Genomic DNA, 20045 nt, shown 5'->3' with positions numbered 1-20045 from the left:
AGGGACGCCCCGACCAGGACCGCGAGGCCGCCCCGGCGGCCGAGGATCTCACGACCCCGTCGGACACCGACCCGATAAGCGACGAAGCGGAATCGGAGCGGGCCACCGAGGCCACCGAGGCCACCGAGGCCACCGAGGCCCACGTCGGGCCAAAGCAGGAGGCAGAGCCAGAACCCGACGACCGGCCCGCCGGCGCGCCTGACGTTCCGAGCCTGGCCGATCGGCTGGGCGCCGCGACACGTCGGGCGCTGGCGGGGCTGGGCGCCGCGGCGATCGCACGACTGCCGGCGGTGAGGGCCGCGATGCTGCCACGCCTGCCGCGATTGGTGCTGTCCGTCGTGGCCGGCTTGCTGATGTGCGCCAGCTTTCCGCCGCTGAACTGGTGGTGGGCCGCCGTCGTCGCCGCGGCGCTGCTGGCTTGGGTGCTGACGCACCCCGCCACCACACCGGCGGGGGGCCTGGGCTACGGGTTCCTGTTCGGGCTGGCGTTCTATCTGCCGCTGCTGCCCTGGATCAGCACCCTGGTGGGCGCCGTGCCCTGGCTGGTGCTGGCGACGACGTGCGCGCTGTATCCCGGCCTTTTCGGCCTGTGCGCCGTCATCGTGCGGCGGCTGCCCGGCTGGCCGATCTGGTTCGCGGTGGTGTGGGCCGCCCAGGAGTGGTTGAAGTCGATCTTTCCGTTCGGCGGCTTTCCCTGGGGTTCGGTGGCCTTCGGTCAGGCGCAAGGCCCGTTGCTGCCGCTGGTCCAGCTGGGCGGGGTTGCGCTGCTCTCGACGGCGACCGTGCTGGTGGGATTCAGCGCGACCGCGATCGGGCTGGAGATCGCGAAGTGGTGGAAATCCGGTAGCCGGGCGCGTGGCGGGAGCGCCGAGGCGCCCGACCGGCCGCCCGCCGTGGTGCTGCCGGGTGTCTGCATCTGCCTGGTGTTGTTCGCCGCCGTCGTCGTCTGGCCGCAGGTGCGGCACGCCGGCGCGGGATCGGGTGGCGAACCCACGGTCACCGTCGCGGCCGTGCAGGGCAACGTGCCGCGCCTGGGCCTCGACTTCAACGCGCAACGCCGAGCCGTGCTGGACAACCACGTCCGGGAGACGCTGCGGCTGGCGGAGGACGTGCGTGCCGGGGTCGCGCCACAGCCGCAATTCGTGATCTGGCCCGAAGACTCGTCGGACGTCGACCCCCTCGTCAACGCCGACGCCGCGGAAAGGATCACGCAAGCCGCCGCGGCGATCGGCGCACCGATCCTGGTCGGCACCGTCCTCGACGTGCCGGGCCGCACACGGGCAGATTCGCAGTACACCAACACCGTGATCGTGTGGACGCCGGCGACCGGACCGGCCGACCGCCACGACAAGGGAATCGTGCAGCCATTCGGCGAGTACCTGCCGATGCCATGGCTGTTCAAGCATCTCTCCGGGTACGCGGATCGGGCCGGCCATATGGTGCCCGGCAAAAGCAGCGGCGTGGTGCACATCGCCGGGGTGCCGGTCGGGGTGGCCACCTGCTGGGAAGTGATCTTTGACCGCGCCCCGCGGAAAGCGGTGCTGGGCGGTGCCCAGTTGCTGGCCGTGCCTAGCAACAACGCCACCTTCAACAAGACGATGAGCGAACAACAGCTGGCGTTCGCCATGGTGCGGGCCGTGGAGCACGACCGATACGTCGTGGTTGCCGGCACCACCGGGATCAGCGCGGTGATCGCGCCGGACGGCGCCGAGCTGGTGCGCACGAACTTCTTCCAGCCCGCCTACCTGGACATCCAGGTGCGCCTCAAAACCAAGCTGACGCCGGCAACCCGCTGGGGCCCGATCCTGCAATGGATTCTGGTCGCGGCGGCCGGAGCGGTCATTCTGGCCGGGATACGGCACAATGGATGGTTCCCGCGTCCGATTCGTCTCAGGCCCAGGCCTCGGGGTGAATCGGAAGACGCCGGCGCGCCCCCGGGCGAGGTCCCGCTCGACGAGGGCGACGCAGAGACCCCGCCAGACGCTGCGCCCGACGAGCGCGGCCGACCTTATTTCGGGCGAGACAGAGGAGCTACATGACCACCGGCCAGCCGGCGTCCCAGGTCCCGGGCAACCGTCCCAGCCAGAGCGTCCTGGTAATCATCCCCACCTTCAACGAGCGGGAGAACCTGCCGGTGATCCACCGGCGGCTGAAGGACGCCTGCCCCGCCGTGCACCTGCTCATCGTCGACGACGGCAGCCCCGACGGCACCGGCCAGCTCGCCGACGAGCTGGCGGCGGCCGACCCCGGACGCACCCACGTCCTGCACCGCACCGCCAAGAACGGCCTGGGTGCCGCGTACCTGGCGGGCTTCGCCTGGGGCCTGAGCCGGCAATACGCGGTGCTCGTCGAGATGGACGCCGACGGCAGCCACGCGCCCGAACAGCTGCACCGCCTGCTGGACGCCGTCGACGCCGGCGCCGACCTGGCCATCGGTTCCCGCTACGTCGACGGGGGCACGGTGCGAAATTGGCCGTGGCGACGCCTGGCGTTGTCCAAGACGGCCAACACCTATTCGCGGGTGGCGCTCGGCATCGGCGTCCACGACATCACCGCCGGCTACCGCGCCTACCGCCGCGAAGTGCTCGAGGCGATCGACCTCGACGGTGTGGACTCCAAGGGCTATTGCTTCCAGATCGACCTGACCTGGCGCACGATCCGCAACGGGTTCGTCGTCGTCGAGGTGCCCATCACCTTCACCGAGCGCGAACTCGGCGTCTCCAAAATGAGCGGATCCAACATCCGCGAGGCGCTGGTCAAAGTCACTCGATGGGGCATCGAGGGGCGACGGACCAGGAGCTCGCGCGCCCGAGCCACGCGGGCCGACAACCGCACATAACGGGCGCGAACGGCCCTCGTCAGCCGCGGCGGCGCGACCTGATCAGATCGAGGCGCTCCTTGAGCAGCTCGTCAAGCTCTTCGACGGTGCGGCGCTCCAGCAGCATGTCCCAGTGCGTGCGCGGCGGCTTGACCTTCTTCGGCTCGGGCAGGTCGCCCTCGATGAGGGTGCCTTCCATGCCGTTGCGGCACAGCCAGGTGCCGGGAATGTCGGCGTCGTCGGCGAACGGAACCTCGAACTCCTCGCCGTTCTCGGTGCGGTATCGCGCGATCTGACGCGGCGCGAGGTCATGGTTGCGGTCGGTCTCGTAGCTCACGGCTCCGAGGCGGCTGCCTCTCAGTACGCGATCAGCCATGTGTGCTACTCCTCTAGGTCCTCTGGGCTGTGGTGCAATTCTGTCCGTTTAGCAAACGTTATGACGGTCTGCGTAGTTCCCGGCCCGACACGCGGCATACGCGACGCGAATATTGATGATACCGGGATCGCCGAACCCGGCGGACTAAAGTCGGCAGGCGTGACCCGCCGCGCCCACCCCCAGCCGTGCCGCTGGTGCGGCCGCGATGTGACCAATGCCGGGATGGGCCGTCGCCGTCAGTACTGCCGGCAGTCGTGCCGGCAGCGGGCGTACGAGCAACGTGCCTCGCTGAATCGGGGCGAGGCTGGGGCCTTGCCGGCGGACGCGGTGGTGCTGTCGGCCGACGATGCGGCCGACCTCTCGGACCGTGTCTACCAGGTGCGATGCGCGGCCGAGGATGTCACCACCGCGCTCGACGAAGGAGCGGGTGCCGCCGAACTGCGGGAACTGTGCGACGTGCTGATCCGGGCCGCCCGCGCGGCCGACGGCTGGCGCCGAGCGGGTGTCTAACCCTGTCTAACCCATGTCTAACCCCGTCTGACCCCGTCTGGCCCGCGCCTGACCACCGCCGATGGGTAGCCGGGTACAGTCGCGCCATGGATGGCGCGCCAGGTGCACCCGGGTGTACAGGGGGCAGAGGAACAATCGGGAAGGTGTTCCAGGTGTCGAGTCCGATCCCCGTGGGGAAGCCGGGAGCGTCCGACGTTTTGAAATCGTGCCGGAGTTGGCGATACTCACCAGCGAACTTGGGTCGAAGAGCAGCACGACGCCGGTTGCAAAGATTGCGGCGGCGCCCCGTGCAGCAACTTCCTTGACTCGGCGAGAGCCGCATCCCGCGGTCTAAGACGGCCAATGTTAGGCGAGGGTAGTGATGGTTGATCAACTCCAGCATGTGACCGAAGCGCTGCGCAAAGCGCTGGTCCAGGTTGAACGCCTGAAGCGCACTAACCGTGCGCTGCTGGAGCGGTCCAATGAGCCGATCGCGGTCGTCGGCATGTCGTGCCGCTTTCCGGGCGGGGTCGATACCCCGGAGCGTCTGTGGCAGATGGTGGCCGACGGCCGGGATGTGATGTCGGAGTTTCCCACCGATCGCGGGTGGGACCTGGCGGGGCTGTTCGACCCGGATCCCGACGCGCCGCACAAGTGCTATGCGCGGTACGGCGGGTTTGTCGATGACGCCGCGGATTTCGACGCGGGTTTTTTTGGAATGGGGCCGAGCGAGGCGCTGGCGACCGATCCCCAGCATCGGATGCTGCTGGAGTTGTCGTGGGAGGCGTTGGAGCGGGCCGGGATCGACCCGATGTCGTTGCGGGGCAGCGCTACCGGCGTATTCGCCGGGATTATCGCGCAGGGCTACGGGATGATCGCCGACGAGGCCGAGGGATACCGGCTGACCGGTGTGACCTCGAGTGTGGCAACGGGCCGGGTCGCTTACGTGCTGGGGTTGGAGGGCCCGGCGGTGTCGGTGGACACGGCGTGTTCGTCGTCGTTGGTGGCGCTGCATTTGGCGGTGCAGTCGCTGCGGTCGGGCGAGTGCGACCTGGCCCTGGTGGGGGGCGCGACGGTCAATGCCACGCCAACGGTCTTCGTGGAGTTCAGCCGGCACCGGGGGCTGGCGCCCGACGGCCGGTGCAAGCCCTACGCCGGAGCGGCCGACGGGGTCGGCTGGTCCGAGGGCGGGGGAATGGTGGTCGTCGAGCGGCTCTCGGATGCGCGGCGCTTAGGGCATCCGGTGTTGGCCGTCGTCCGCGGTTCGGCGGTCAACCAGGATGGGGCCTCGAACGGGCTGACCGCCCCGAACGGTCCGTCGCAGCAGCGGGTGGTGCGTGCGGCGCTGGCGAATGCGGGGTTGAACGCGGCCGAGATTGACGTGGTCGAAGGCCACGGCACCGGCACCACGTTGGGCGATCCGATTGAGGCCCAAGCGTTGTTGTCCACCTACGGGCAGCAGCGGGGCGAGCTTGGAGAGCCCCTGTGGTTGGGGTCGATCAAGTCGAACATGGGTCACACGCAGGCCGCCGCGGGGGTGGCGGGTGTGATCAAGATGGTGTTGGCGTTGCGCCATGAGGTGTTGCCGGCGAGTTTGCATGTGGATGTGCCGAGCCCGCATGTGGATTGGTCGGCGGGGTCGGTGGCGTTGTTGACGCAACCGCGGCCCTGGCCGGTGCAGGGGCGGGTGCGCCGGGCGGGGGTGTCGTCGTTTGGGATTAGCGGCACCAACGCCCATGTGATCGTGGAGGCCGCACCCGAGTCAGCGCCGCGCCAAGCCGGTCCGACGCGGCCGGTGGTGCCGTGGGTGGTGTCGGCGAAATCGGTGTCGGCGTTGGAGGTTCAGGCCGCGCGGCTGGCCGGGCATGTGCGCGCGCACGACGAGTTGGATGTTGCCGATGTGGGGTGGACGTTGGCGGGCCGGTCGGCCTTTGAGCATCGCGCGGTCGTGGTCGGTGGTGATCGGGATCGGCTGCTGGCTGGGCTGGACGAGTTGGCCGCCGATGAACCCGTGTCGGTGATTCGCGGCACCGCGACACCGGCGGGCAAGACCGTCTTCGTCTTCCCCGGCCAAGGCTCCCAATGGCTCGGCATGGGCATCGAATTGCTCGACACCGCACCGGCATTCGCGCAGCAGATGCGGGCGTGCGCGGAAGCCTTCTCGGAATTCGTCGACTGGTCGTTGACCGACGTCCTGCGCGGCGCACCCGGCGCTCCGGGCATGGATCGCGTCGACGTGGTCCAGCCGGTGCTGTTCGCCGTGATGGTGTCGCTGGCCGAACTGTGGAAATCGGTTGGCGTCACGCCGGATGCCGTGATCGGCCATTCGCAAGGCGAAATCGCCGCGGCGTATGTCGCCGGCGCGCTGTCGTTGCGGGATGCCGCACGGGTGGTCACGCTGCGCAGCAAGCTGCTGGCCGCGCTGGCCGGTCCCGGCGGCATGGTGTCGATCGCGTGCGGCGCCGGCCGGGTGCGGGAGTTGTTGGCGCCGTATGGCAATCGGGTTGCGATCGCTGCCGTCAACGGCCCCTCGGCGGTCGTGGTGTCGGGCGAGGTGGGCGCACTGGACGAGCTCGTCCGGGCCTGCGCCGACCTCGATGTGCGCACCCGCCGGATCGACGTGGACTACGCGTCCCACTCGGCCGAGGTGGAGGCGATCCGCGGCGATCTCGGCGAAGCCCTGGCCGATATAGAGCCACGTTCGTCACGCACCGTCTTCTTTTCCACGGTGACCGGAAGCCGTTTGGACACAGCGGCTTTGGATGCCGACTACTGGTATCGCAACATCCGGCAGACCGTGCAGTTCGACCAGGCGGTGCGCAGCGCGTGCGAGCAGGGATACCGCACGTTCATCGAATCCAGCCCGCATCCCGCATTGATCGCCGGGATCGAGGCCACCTTCAACGACTGCTCCACCGGCAACACCGAAGCCATCGTCGTTCCCACCCTGGGCCGCGATGACGGCGGGCTCCAGCGGTTCCTGACGTCGGCCGCCTCCGCGTTTGTGGCGGGCGTGGCCGTCGACTGGCGTGGCGCGCTGGAGGGGGCGCACTTTGTCGAGCTGCCCACGTATGCCTTTGAGCGGCGCCGGTTTTGGCTGTCCGGCGATGGTGTGGGGGTCGATGCCGCCGGCTTTGGGCAGGCAACGAGCGAGCACGCGTTGCTGGGCGCGGTGGTGGAGCTGCCAGCCTCGGGTGGGGTGGCGCTGACGGGTCGGTTGTCGCCCGGCGTCCAGGGGTGGTTGGCCGATCACGCGGTGTCCGGGCTGGTGGTGTTCCCGGGTGCGGGGTTGGTGGAGTTGGCCATCCGCGCCGGCGACGAGGTCGGGTGTTCGGTCGTCGACGAATTGACGCTGCAAGCGCCATTGACGTTGCCGGAATCAGGATCGGTTGCCGTGCAAGTGGTCGTGGGTCCCGCCCAAGAGTCGGGCCGGCGCAGTGTCTCGATCTTTTCGCGCGCCGACGCCGCTTCCGGGTGGGTATGCCACGCCGAGGGGGAGTTGAGGCCCGGATCGGTGGAGCCGGGCGTGGATCTGTCGATGTGGCCGCCGGCGGGCGCGGTCGCCGTCGATCCGGCTGACGGTTACGAGCGGCTGGCGGCGCGTGGCTACGGGTACGGCCCGGCGTTTCGGGGATTGACCGCGGCCTGGGTCCGTGGTGATGAGGTGTTCGCCGAGGTGCGGCTGCCGGACGCGGCCGGAGGTGCCGGCGGGTTCGGGGTGCACCCTGCGTTGCTTGACGCGGCGTTGCACGCCATGATCTTGGTCAACGAAACAGCAACTGCGGCAACCGAAGTGATCTTGCCATTCTCGTGGCAAGGCGTGTCGTTGCACGCCGCGGGCGCCTCGGCGGTAAGGGCGCGGATCGCGCCCACGGGTCCGTCGGCGGTCACGATCGAGCTGGCCGACGGCCTAGGGTTGCCGGTGCTGTCGGTGGGCGCGATGGTGGCCCGTCCGGTGAGCGAGCGGCAGTTGCGGGCCGCGGTGTCGGGTTCGGGCCCGGACCGGCTGTTCGAGGTGGTCTGGTCGCCGGTGCCTACGACCCGAGCGGCCGATGCCGACCCGGCTCCGTCGTACGAGTTATTCGAATCCCTTGTCTCCCTTGTCGCCGACGATGATCCGGTGACGGCGACCTATGAGCGCACGCACCGGGCGCTGGCGGTCGTGCAGTCATGGCTGACCGAGCGGGATTCGGGCGTGCTGATGGTGGCCACCCGGGGCGCGATGGCGTTGCCGGGTGAGGACGTCACCGATCTGGCGGGCGCGGCGGTGTGGGGATTGGTGCGGTCAGCGCAGACCGAGCATCCCGGCCGCATTGTGCTGGTGGACTCCGACGCGCCCCTGGACGGCGGCGCCGCGGCCGCGGTGTTGGCGACCGGTGAGCCGCAGGCATTGGTGCGCCGGGGAACGGTGCACACGGTGCGGGTGCGTGGCAGTCGCGCGGTCGACGGGATTTTGGTGCCGCCGGGCGAGGGACCGTGGCGTCTGGGTCTCAGCGCCGCCGGCACCTTCGAAAACCTGCGGTTGGAGCCGATTCCCAACGCCGGTGCGCCGTTGGAGCCGGGCCAGGTCCGGGTCGCCGTCCGCGCCATCGCCGCGAACTTCCGCGACGTGATGATCGCCCTGGGCATGTTCACGCACGATGCGCCGTTGGGCAGCGAAGCCGCCGGCGTGGTCGTCGAAATCGGCTCCGGTGTCACCGAATTCGCGGTCGGTGATGCGGTGATGGGGCTGTTCCCCGAAGGCTCGGGCACCCTGGTCACCGCCGACGTCAGGCTGCTGCTTCCCATGCCCGCCGACTGGTCCTATGCCGAAGCCGCCGGCGTGTCGGTGGTGTTTGCGACGGCGTACTACGCGTTGTCGGTGTTGGCCGGCGTCGAGCCGGGGCAGCGGGTGTTGGTGCATGCTGCCGCTGGTGGGGTGGGGATGGCGGCGGTGCAGTTGGCGCGGTATTGGGGGTTGGAGGTGTTCGCCACGGCTAGCCGTGGTAAGTGGGACACGTTGCGGGCCATGGGTTTTGACGAGGAGCATATTGCCGATTCGCGCAGTTTGGAGTTCGAGGGTAAGTTCCGGGCGGTCACCGGTGGGCGTGGCATGGATGTGGTGCTCGATTCGCTGGCCGGTGAGTTCGTGGATGCCTCGCTGCGGCTGGTCGCCCCTGGCGGGGTGTTTTTGGAGATGGGCAAGACCGACATCCGCGACCCCGACGTGGTGACCCGGGATCACCCCGGTGTGCGCTACCGCGCCTTCGACCTCTTCGAACCCGGCCGCCCCCGCATGCACGAGTACCTGCTCGAACTGGCGGCGCTGTTCGATGCCGGGGTGTTGCGGCCGTTGCCGGTGACCACGTTTGACGTGCGGCGGGCGTCGGCGGCGTTGCGGTATTTGAGTCAGGCGCGTCATGTCGGCAAGGTCGTGATGGTGATGCCGGATGCGTGGGCGGCGGGCACGGTGTTGGTTACCGGTGGTACTGGGATGGCGGGTTCGGTGTTGGCGCGGCATGTGGTGGCGCGTCATGGGGTGCGTCATGTGGTGTTGGTGAGTCGGCGTGGTCCGGATGCGCCGGGGGCTGCGGAGTTGGTGGCCGAGTTGGGCGGGGCCGGTGCGCAGGTGCAGGTGGTGGCTTGTGATGCGGCGGATCGGGCGGCGTTGGCTAAGGTGATCGCTGACATTCCGGTGCAGCGTCCGCTGACCGGGGTGATTCATGCGGCCGGGGTGCTTGATGATGCGGTGGTGACGTCGTTGAGTGCCGAGCGGGTGGATGCGGTGTTGCGGGCCAAGGTGGATGCGGCGTGGAATTTGCATGAGTTGACTCGTGATGTGGATGTGTCGGCGTTTGTGCTGTTTTCCTCGATCGCGGGGTTGGCGGGTGCGTCGGGTCAGGCTAACTATGCGGCGGCGAACTCGTTTTTGGATGGGTTGGCCGCACATCGGCGGGTTCATGGGTTGCCGGCGATTTCGCTGGGGTGGGGCTTGTGGGATCAGGCCAGCGCCATGACCGGCGGACTCGATGCCGCCGACCTCGCACGCCTGGGCCGCGACGGAGTCTTGGCCTTGTCCTCGGAAGAAGCGCTGGAATTGTTCGACACCGCGCTGATCGTCGACCAACCATTCATTGCGCCCGCCCGCATCGACCTCACCGCGCTGCGAGCCCACGGCGTTGCGGTCCCACCGATGTTCGCCGACCTGGTCAACACGCCGATCCGGCGTCAGGTCGACGACTCGCTGGCCGCCGCCAAGTCGAAATCGGCTCTGGCGCACCGCCTGCAGGGGCTGCCCGCCGACGAGCAACACGCGGTCCTGCTGGACCTGGTGCGTTCCCACATCGCCACCGTGCTCGGCAATATCAGCCCCGAGGCGATCGACCCCGACAAGGCGTTCCAGGAGTTGGGCTTCGACTCGCTGACCGCGGTCGAAATGCGCAACCGGCTGAAAACCGTTACCGGACTGGCGCTTTCACCCACGCTCATCTTCGACTACCCGACACCCAACGGGCTGGCCAAGTACATGCGCGCCGAACTCGCCGGTGTCTCACAAGAAATCAAGCACACCCCGGCGGTTCGCGCCACGGGGGACGATCCGATCGCCATCGTCGGCATGTCGTGCCGCTATCCGGGCGGGGTCAATTCCCCCGACGACCTCTGGGAGATGTTGATCCAGGGCCGCGACGTGCTCTCGGAGTTCCCGAGCGATCGCGGCTGGGACCTTGAAGGCCTGTTCAACCCCGACCCCGACGTACCGGGAGGGTGCTACACCCGCACGGGCGGATTCGTCGACGACGTGGCGGATTTCGACGCGGGGTTCTTCGGCGTGGGGCCGAGCGAGGCGCTGGCGATGGATCCGCAACAGCGCATGTTCCTCGAACTGTCGTGGGAGGCGTTGGAGCGGGCTGGGATCGACCCGATGTCATTGCGGGGCAGCGCCACCGGCGTGTTCGCCGGTGTCATGACGCAAGGTTATGGGATACACGGCGCGGAGCCGGTGGAAGGCTTCCGGCTCACCGGCCAGTCAGCGAGCGTGGCCTCGGGGCGGGTGTCGTATGTGCTGGGGTTGGAGGGCCCGGCGGTGTCGGTGGATACGGCGTGTTCGTCGTCGTTGGTGGCGCTGCATTTGGCGGTGCAGTCGCTGCGGTCGGGCGAGTGCGACCTGGCCCTGTCCGGCGGTGTCACCGTCAACGCGACCCCCGACATCTTCGTGGAGTTCAGCCGCTGGCGCGGGTTGGCGCCCGACGGCCGGTGCAAGCCCTACGCCGGGGCGGCCGACGGCACCGGATTCTCCGAGGGCGGGGGAATGGTGGTCGTCGAGCGGCTCTCGGATGCGCGGCGCTTAGGGCATCCGGTGTTGGCCGTCGTCCGCGGTTCGGCGGTCAACCAGGATGGGGCCTCGAACGGGCTGACCGCCCCGAACGGTCCGTCGCAGCAGCGGGTGGTGCGTGCGGCGTTGGCCAATGCCGGGCTCGGCGTGGCCGAGGTGGATGCGGTGGAGGGGCATGGCACCGGCACCACGTTGGGCGATCCGATTGAGGCCCAGGCGTTGTTGTCGACCTATGGGCAGGGGCGCAACGAACCGCTGTGGTTGGGGTCGATCAAGTCGAACATGGGTCACACGCAGGCCGCCGCGGGGGTGGCGGGTGTGATCAAGATGGTGTTGGCGTTGCGCCATGAGGTGTTGCCGGCGAGTTTGCATGTGGATGTGCCGAGCCCGCATGTGGATTGGTCGGCGGGGTCGGTGGCGTTGTTGACGCAACCGCGGCCCTGGCCGGTGCAGGGGCGGGTGCGCCGGGCGGGGGTGTCGTCGTTTGGGATTAGCGGCACCAACGCCCATGTGATCGTGGAGGCCGCACCCGAGTCAGCGCCGCGCCAAGCCGGTCCGACGCGGCCGGTGGTGCCGTGGGTGGTGTCGGCGAAATCGGTGTCGGCGTTGGAGGTTCAGGCGGCGCGGCTGGCCGGGCATGTGCGCGCGCACGACGAGTTGGATGTTGCCGATGTGGGGTGGACGTTGGCGGGCCGGTCGGCTTTTGAGCATCGCGCGGTCGTGGTCGGTGGTGATCGGGATCGGCTGCTGGCTGGGCTGGACGAGTTGGCCGCCGATGAACCCGTGTCGGTGATTCGCGGCACCGCGACACCGGCGGGCAAGACCGTCTTCGTCTTCCCCGGCCAAGGCTCCCAATGGCTCGGCATGGGCATGGGACTTCATGCCGCATACCCGGTGTTCGCCGAGGCGTTCGACACCGTGGTGGCCGAGCTGGACCGGCACCTGCTGCGCCCACTGCGCGAAGTTATGTGGGGGCATGACGAAAACCTGTTGAACACCACGGAATTCGCACAACCGGCGCTGTTCGCGGTGGAAACGGCGTTGTTCCGCCTCCTCGAAACCTGGGGTATGCGGCCCGATTTCGTCATGGGACACTCGGTCGGCGAGCTGACGGCGGCCCACGTCTCCGGCGTGCTCTCGCTGGAAAACGCGGCGCTGCTGGTGGCCGCGCGCGGCCGGTTGATGCAGTCGCTGCCCGCCGCCGGTGCGATGTTCGCCGTGGCGGCCACCGAAGACGAAGCGCGGCCGCTGCTGGGCGCCGACGTCGGCATCGCCGCAATCAATGGTCCCGCCTCGGTGGTGATCTCCGGCGCCGAGGATTCGGTGACCGCCATTGCGGATCGGCTGCGCGGCCAGGGCCGCAAGGTCCACAAGTTGGCCGTTTCCCACGCATTCCACTCCCCGCTGATGGAACCTATCATCGACGAGTTCGGCTCGTTGGCCGCGGGCCTGCCCGTCGGACGGCCCACCATCCCCGTCGTCTCGAACGTGACCGGCCAATCCGCGGCGGACGATTTCGCGTCGGCCAACTACTGGAAGCGTCACATCCGCGACGCGGTGCGTTTCGCCGACAGCGTGCATTTCGCGCAATCGGCCGGTGCCACCCGGTTCCTCGAAGTCGGACCGGCGGGTGGCTTGACGGCGTCCATCGAGGAGTCGCTGGCGGACGTCCCGGATGATCGCGTGGTCTCCGTACCGATGCTGCGGCGGGACCACCCCGAACCGACGGCCCTCACCAACGCGGTGGCGCGGGCGTTCGTCTCGGGTGTAGGCGTGGATTGGCGCGCGATGTTGCCGGGCGGGCGTTTTGTCGAGCTGCCGACGTATGCCTTTGAGCGGCGGCGGTTTTGGATGTCACGTTCCGGTGCGACGGTCGATGCCGCCGGGCTCGGCCTGGCGGCCGGCGAACATGCATTGTTGGGTGCGGTCGTCGAGCTGCCGGCGTCGGGCGGGGTGGTGCTGACCGGTCGGTTGTCGCCCACCGCGCAGGGCTGGTTGTCCGATCACGCCATTGGCGGCGTCGTGCTGTTCCCCGGTGCCGGGTTCGTGGAGTTGGCAATCCGCGCCGGCGACGAGGTGGACTGCGGAGTCGTCGACGAGCTGAATCTGGCGGCGCCGCTGGTGTTGCCGGCCGCGGGCTCGGTGGCCGTGCAGGTCGTGGTCGGCAGCCCGGACGCGACGGATGCCCGTGACGTGTCGGTATTTTCGCGTGCCGAGGCCGGCTCCGGTTGGCTGTTGCACGCCGAGGGCGTGCTGAGGCCGGGGGCGGTGGAGCCGGCCGCCGACCTCTCGGCGTGGCCTCCGGTGGGTGCGGTCCCGGTGGATGTCAGCGACGGGTACGAGCGGCTGGCCCAACGTGGTTACGGATATGGGCCCGCGTTCCGCGGACTGACCTCGATGTGGCGCCGCGGCGACGAAGTGTTCGCCGAAGTTTCGCTACCGTCGGACACCGGGGTGTCTGCGGCCGGATTCGGGGTGCACCCGGCCATGTTGGATGCGGCACTGCACGCGCTGATTTTGGCTTCCGACAGTACCGGGGCGATGGCGGTCGATGAGGGTTCGGTGTTGGTGCCGTTCTCCTGGCAGCACGTGTCGTTGCACGCCGCGGGTGCGTCGGCCGTGCGCGCGCGGATCGCACCGACGGGCCCCACATCGGTGTCGATCGAATTGGCCGACAGGCTGGGGCTGCCGGTGCTTTCGGTCGCCTCGATGGTGGCCCGGCCGGTGACCGAGCGGCAATTGCTGGCCGCGGTCTCAAGCTCCGGCCCGGACCGGCTTTTCGAGGTGGTCTGGTCGGCGCAGTCGCCGACCACGGTGCAGCCGGTCTTGGTATGCGCCTGGGAGACAACGCAGTTGGACATCGCCGAGACCGACCGATCGGTGTTGTTGTTCGAGTCCACCCCCGCGGCCGGCGACGTCCTGGCGGACGTCTACGCCGCCACGCGCAAGGCGCTGGACGTACTGCGGACGTGGCTGACCGAGCGGGATTCGGGCGTGCTGGTGGTGGCGACCCGGGGCGCGATGGCGTTGCCGGGCGAGGACGTCACCGATCTGGCGGGCGCGGCGGTGTGGGGGTTGGTGCGCTCGGCGCAGACCGAGCATCCCGGCCGCATTGTGCTGGTGGACTCCGATCGGCGGCTGGATGACCAAGCGGTGGCGGCGAGTTTGGCGGTCGGTGAGCCGCAGGTGCTGCTACGCGGAGACACGCCATACACGGCGCGGGTGCGTGGCAGTCGCGCGGTCGACGGGATTTTGGTGCCGCCGGGCGAGGGACCGTGGCGTCTGGGTCTCAGCGCCGCCGGCACCTTCGAAAACCTGCGGTTGGAGCCGATTCCCGACGCCGACACGCCGCTCGAGCCGGGCCAGGTCCGGGTCGCATTGTCGGCGGTCGCCGCGAACTTCCGCGACGTCATGATCGCGCTGGGCCTCTACCCCGACCCGGATGCGGTGATGGGTGTCGAGGCGTCCGGCGTCGTCTTGGAAAGCGCCGAAAGCGCCGGCCGTTTCTCGGTGGGCGACAAGGTCATGGGCCTATTCCCCAACGGCACCGGAACAATCGCCGTCACCGATCAGCGGCTGCTGGTCAAGGTGCCGGCCGGCTGGTCGCACACCGCGGCGGCCACCACATCGGTGGTGTTCGCCACCGCCTTTTACGCGCTGGCCGACCTGGCCTCCGTCAGGCCGGGGCAGCGGGTGTTGGTGCATGCTGCCGCTGGTGGGGTGGGGATGGCGGCGGTGCAGTTGGCGCGGTATTGGGGGTTGGAGGTGTTCGCCACGGCTAGCCGTGGGAAGTGGGACACGTTGCGGGCCATGGGTTTTGACGAGGATCATATCGCCGATTCGCGCAGTTTGGAGTTTGAGGGTAAGTTTCGGGCGGTCACCGGTGGGCGTGGCATGGATGTGGTGCTCGATTCGCTGGCCGGTGAGTTCGTGGATGCCTCGTTGCGGCTGGTCGGCCCTGGTGGGGTGTTTTTGGAGATGGGCAAGACCGACATCCGCGACCCCGACGTCGTGACCCGGGATCACCCCGGTGTGCGCTACCGCGCCTTCGACCTCTTCGAGGCGGGACCGGACCGCATCCAACAGATGCTCGCGGAGTTGACCGCGCTATTCGGCGAAGACATCCTGCGGCCGTTGCCGGTGACCACGTTTGACGTGCGGCGGGCGTCGGCGGCGTTGCGGTATTTGAGTCAGGCGCGTCATGTCGGCAAGGTCGTGATGGTGATGCCGGATGCGTGGGCGGCGGGCACGGTGTTGGTTACCGGTGGTACTGGGATGGCGGGTTCGGTGTTGGCGCGGCATGTGGTGGCGCGTCATGGGGTGCGTCATGTGGTGTTGGTGAGTCGGCGTGGTCCGGATGCGCCGGGGGCTGCGGAGTTGGTGGCCGAGTTGGGCGGGGCCGGTGCGCAGGTGCAGGTGGTGGCTTGTGATGCGGCGGATCGGGCGGCGTTGGCTAAGGTGATCGCTGATATTCCGGTGCAGCGTCCGCTGACCGGGGTGATTCATGCGGCCGGGGTGCTTGATGATGCGGTGGTGACGTCGTTGAGTGCCGAGCGGGTGGATGCGGTGTTGCGGGCCAAGGTGGATGCGGCGTGGAATTTGCATGAGTTGACTCGTGATGTGGATGTGTCGGCGTTTGTGCTGTTTTCCTCGATCGCGGGGTTGGCGGGTGCGTCGGGTCAGGCTAACTATGCGGCGGCGAACTCGTTTTTGGATGGGTTGGCCGCACATCGGCGGGTTCATGGGTTGCCGGCGATTTCGCTGGGGTGGGGCTTGTGGGATCAGGCCAGCGCCATGACCGGCGGACTGGGCGCCGCAGACCTCGCCAGGTTCGGCCGCGACGGCATCGTCGCGATGCCCTCGGACCAGGCCCTGGAGTTGATGGACACCGCGCTCATTGTCGACGAACCATTCATGCTGCCAGCCCATCTCGATCGCGCGGCGCTGCGGGTCAAATTCGACGCGGGAACGCTGCCGCCGATGTTCACCGATTTGATCAACGCGCCCACTCGGCGCCAGGTCGACGACTCGCTGGCCGCCGCGAAGTCGAAATCGGCTCTGCTGCAACGCCTTGAAGGGCTGCCCGCCGACGAGCAACACACGGTCCTGCTGGACCTGGTGCGTTCCCACATCGCCACCGTGCTCGGCAACTCCAGCCCCGAGGCGATCGACCCCGACAAGGCGTTCCAGGAGCTGGGCTTCGACTCGCTGACCGCGGTCGAAATGCGCAACCGGCTCAAATCCGCCACCGGACTGGCGCTTTCACCCACGCTTATCTTCGACTACCCGAACTCCGCCGCGCTGGCCGGTTACATGCACCGAGAGCTCGTCGGCGCATCGGAGCAAGAAACCCCGGCCGCCGCGCCCGGGGAAGCCGAAATCCAGCGCGTCGTCGGGTCGATTCCGGTCAAGCGCCTCCGGCAAGCGGGAGTCCTGGAACTGTTGCTTGCGCTGGCAACCGAAGCCGATGGTAACGGTCAGGCGAGTCAGGCGACCCCCAAACCGGCCGCCGAAAAGGACATCGCCGACATGGACCTCGACGACCTGGTCAACGCGGCGCTGATGAACGACGACGAGTAGGGCGGCCAGTGAGAATCGCGGTCACCGGCGCCAGCGGCGTACTCGGCCGCGGCCTCGCCGCCCGATTGCTCGGCCAGGGCCACGACGTCGTCGGGATCGCCCGCCACCGACCCCAAAGCTGGCCGAGCACAGCGGATTTCGTCACCACGGATATCCGGGACGCGGCCACCGTCACACACGCGCTCGCCGGCGCGGACGTCGTCGCGCATTGCGCATGGGCACGCAGCCCCGGCCCCGACGCCCGGATCAGCCACCAGGTCAACATCGGCGGCACGGCCAACGTCCTCGAGGCGATGTCCCAAACCGGGACGGGGCGCATCGTTTTCGCGTCGTCGGCACACGCCCACGGCGACGCGATTACACCGGCATCCGCCGACGGCGTGCACAAGGCCCGCGTCGAAGAGATGCTCGCGGCCTCCGGCGCCGAATGGGTCGCGATCCGCTCCGCGCTCATCGTCGGCCGAGGCGTCGACAACTGGGTACGCCGACTGCTCGCGCTGCCCGCGTTCCCCGTCGAATCCGCCGACCGCCGTGTGCAAGTCGTCCACATCGACGATGCGCTCCGGTTGTGGGCGCGCGCGATCCTGGACTCCGAAATAACAAGCGGCCCGGTCAATCTCGCCGCCCCGGGCCAGGTCACATTCCGTCGGATCGCGGCCACGCTCGGGCGCCCCATCGTGCCGCTCGGTCCCCGACTGTCCGCGCTGCGGGGACGCGTGCGCCCACTGGCCGAGCTGGAACTGGCGCTGAGCGCCGCACCGATGGATACTTCGCGGCTGCGCGACGACTGGGGATTCCGGCCCGCCTGGAATGCCGACGAGGGCGTCGAGGACATGGCGCTGGCGGTGCGCGGCCGGCTCACGGTCGGCAAGCGGGTGGTTTCGCTGCCCTGGCGGCTGACCACCATTCAAGACCTGCCCGCCGTCGACGCACCGGCCGCCGACGGAGTGGCGCCCAGATTGGCTGGCCCGGAAGGGGATAACGGCGAATTCGACACCCCGATCGACCCGCGTTTCCCCACCTTTTTGGCCACCAACCTGTCCGAGGCGCTGCCGGGCCCGTTCTCGCCGTCGTCGGCCTCGGCGACCGTGCGCGGGCTGCGCGCCGGCGGCGTGACCATCGCCGAGCGGCTGCGGCCCGGCGGGATAATCCAGCGGGAAATCGCCATGCGAACCGTCGCGGTGTTCGCGCATCGGCTGTATGGGGCGATCACGTCGGCCCACTTCATGGCCGAGACCGTGCCGTTCGTCAAGCCCGCGACGGTCGTCAGAACCAGCGGATACTTCGGCCCCAGCATGGCCTCCCTGCCGATCTTCGGTGAGGAGCGTCCGCCCGCCGAAACCAGCGGCGCCCGAAGGCAACTGCGTACCGTCCGCAACATCGGGGTATTCGGCGTCAACGTGGTGGGCTTGGGCGCCTCTTCGCCCCGCGACACCGACGAGTACGTCGCCGACGTCGATCGCCTGGAACGGCTGATCGGCGACGATGTCACCCGGCTTGACGATCGCCGGTTGCTCAGCCTGATCTTGTTGGCACGCGACCACGTTGTGCACGGCTGGGTGCTGTCCGCGGTGTCGTTCATGCTGTGCGCCTCGTTCAACGTGTTGTTGCGGGGCTTGTGCGGGCGCGACACCGCGCCGCCGGCGGGCCCCGAGCTGGTGAGCGCGCGGTCGGTGGAGGCGGTGCATCGCTTGGTGGTTGCCGCACGCCGCGACCCGAACGTCGTTCGCCTGCTTGCCGAGCCGGGAAAGCGCCTTGACAAGCTGGCCGTCGACGCGCCCGAGTTTCATTCCGCGGTGCTGGCCGAGCTGGAGCTGATCGGGCATCGGGGTCCCGCGGAGCTCGAGATGCTGTCGACCAGCTACGCTGACGATCCCGAGCTGCTGGTCCGGATGGTGGCCAGGGCAATGAGCGCGCCCCCCACGCCCGGGGCCCGACATGCGGCGATTCCGTTGCGGGCCAAGCCCATTGCGCTGCTGGCCGCGCGCCAACTCCGCGACCGCGAAGCCCGCCGCGACAAGGTGGTGCGCGCGAACTGGGTGCTGCGCGGCCTGCTGCGTGAGTACGGGCGCAGGCTGGTCGACGCCGGGCTCTTCGACGCCGCCGACGACGTGTTCTACCTATTGGTCGACGAACTCGACGCGCCGCCGGCCGACGTGTCGGGCGTGGTGGCGCGGCGCCGGGCCGAACAACGCAGGCTGGCGACCGTCGTCCCGCCGACGGTGTTCAGCGGCAGCTGGCGGCCGTCCACCACGTCGCCGCCGGCGCTCGCCAGGGGGGACGTCCTGCGCGGGGTCGGCGTTTCCGGGGGACGGGTGCGTGGCCGGGTGCGCATCGTGCGGCCGGAGACCATCGACGACCTCCAGCCCGGCGAGGTTCTCGTCGCCGAAGTCACCGACGTCGGGTACACCGCCGCCTTCTGCTACGCCGCGGCCGTGGTCACCGAACTCGGTGGCCCGATGTCACACGCCGCCGTGGTGGCCCGCGAGTTCGGGTTCCCGTGTGTGGTGGACGCCCAGGGCGCCACCAGGTCTTTGCCGTCGGGAGCGCTCGTTGAGGTCGACGGCACGACGGGTGAAATCCACGTGCTTGAACTGGCCGTGCCCGATGCCCCGCGAGCGTAACGCCATTGCGAAAAATCGCGTCGAGGATCGCAGTGGCGTTACGGCGGCGGCGAGGGCAGGAGTTCGACTGCTCCCTGGGCAATCCCACGCCCAACGACGTGGTCCTCGGCCCGGCCCGCAAACAGGACGCCGCTGGCAAGAACGGCCGCCCAGCTAGACGGTCACAGAGGCCAGCTGTTCGGCTCGGACGCATACCGGAAAGCGGGGGCCGGGGGCAGCGGCCGCCGGTCGGTTGTCGATATCGCGTCCAGAATCAGGGCGACGTAGCGCCGCCAGCCGTCGCTGGTCGAATCCATCGTCGATAGCACGCTGTAGAGCATCGCGATCAGGCGCGGCAGATCATCGGCGACCAGGTCGGAACGGATGACGCCGGCCCGCTGGCCGCGGCGGACGAGGTCGCCAAGCGCCCCAGTCAGCGAATCCAAGAGGTCAGCGGTCAGGGACCCGGCCCGGTGCACGGCGGTCAGCAGGTTGTGCTCCCGGGCGCCGAGCGAAATCGCCGCCTCGATCAGTTGGGCCAGGCCGCGCAGCGGGTCGTCGGCGCGGCGGGCGTCGTCCATCGCCGGCGCGAGGTCCTCGGCGATGCTTTGGTCCAGGGCCGCCCGGACCAGCTCGGCCTTGGCGGGAAACCTGCGGTAGAGGGTTCGTTCACCGACTCCCGCGCGGTGGGCGACGGCCTCGACGGGCGCATCCGGCCCGAGCTCGCCGTAGACCTCGCGCGCGGCGCGCAGAATCCGCTCGACGTTGCGGGCCGCGTCCGCTCGCAACGGCCGGTCCTCAACCGCTGCCACCGACACAGCATAACTGACAGTTGACTGCCAATAAATCCGGTTCTACGCTCATACA

General features: G+C 69.0%; 5 protein-coding genes and 2 pseudogenes. 5 read left to right on the top strand and 2 right to left on the bottom strand.

The window, feature by feature from the left end:
- Positions 1–302 precede the first annotated feature (302 nt).
- Together lnt and K3U93_RS25680 are read left to right on the top strand one after the other, a co-directional pair.
- Positions 303–1943, top strand: a pseudogene (gene lnt / locus K3U93_RS25685) (apolipoprotein N-acyltransferase); the annotation flags it as partial.
- Between the two features lie 71 nt (positions 1944–2014).
- Positions 2015–2839, top strand: a pseudogene (locus tag K3U93_RS25680) (polyprenol monophosphomannose synthase); the annotation flags it as partial.
- Between the two features lie 19 nt (positions 2840–2858).
- Here K3U93_RS25680 and rbpA read toward each other — a convergent pair.
- Positions 2859–3194 (bottom strand): RNA polymerase-binding protein RbpA, encoded by a 336-nt coding sequence (rbpA, locus tag K3U93_RS13725; RefSeq protein ID WP_071509947.1) that lies wholly within the window; start codon positions 3192–3194, stop codon positions 2859–2861.
- Between the two features lie 159 nt (positions 3195–3353).
- Here rbpA and K3U93_RS13720 point away from each other — a divergent pair, with 159 nt between their 5' ends.
- The 3 genes from K3U93_RS13720 (at position 3354) to K3U93_RS13710 (ending at position 19199) form a co-directional block, all read left to right on the top strand.
- Positions 3354–3704, top strand: coding sequence for a hypothetical protein (locus K3U93_RS13720; protein ID WP_083011043.1), 351 nt, complete (start codon positions 3354–3356; stop codon positions 3702–3704).
- A gap of 361 nt (positions 3705–4065) precedes the next feature.
- Positions 4066–16575, top strand: a complete 12510-nt coding sequence (locus K3U93_RS13715; protein WP_220688538.1) for a type I polyketide synthase — start codon at positions 4066–4068, stop codon at positions 16573–16575.
- An 8-nt stretch (positions 16576–16583) separates the two neighbouring features.
- Positions 16584–19199, top strand: coding sequence for a sugar epimerase family protein (locus K3U93_RS13710; RefSeq protein ID WP_083012913.1), 2616 nt, complete (start codon positions 16584–16586; stop codon positions 19197–19199).
- A gap of 161 nt (positions 19200–19360) precedes the next feature.
- Here K3U93_RS13710 and K3U93_RS13705 read toward each other — a convergent pair whose 3' ends face one another.
- Positions 19361–19990: a TetR/AcrR family transcriptional regulator gene (locus tag K3U93_RS13705; RefSeq protein WP_083012941.1), complete on the bottom strand. Its 630-nt coding sequence runs from the start codon at positions 19988–19990 to the stop codon at positions 19361–19363.
- Between the last annotated feature and the right edge of the window lie 55 nt (positions 19991–20045).

It is taken from the genome of Mycobacterium malmoense (assembly GCF_019645855.1).
Taxonomy (GTDB): domain Bacteria; phylum Actinomycetota; class Actinomycetes; order Mycobacteriales; family Mycobacteriaceae; genus Mycobacterium; species Mycobacterium malmoense.
Note: the sequence above shows the minus strand (reverse complement) of the source record. Positions and strands in the feature narration are given on the sequence as shown.

Bases quoted from the DNA above. Each gene is read 5' to 3' on its own strand.
- K3U93_RS13715 (WP_220688538.1), top strand. From the start codon at position 4,066: ATGGTTGATCAACTCCAGCATGTGACCGAAGCGCTGCGCAAAGCGCTG.
- rbpA (WP_071509947.1), bottom strand. From the start codon at position 3,194: ATGGCTGATCGCGTACTGAGAGGCAGCCGCCTCGGAGCCGTGAGCTAC.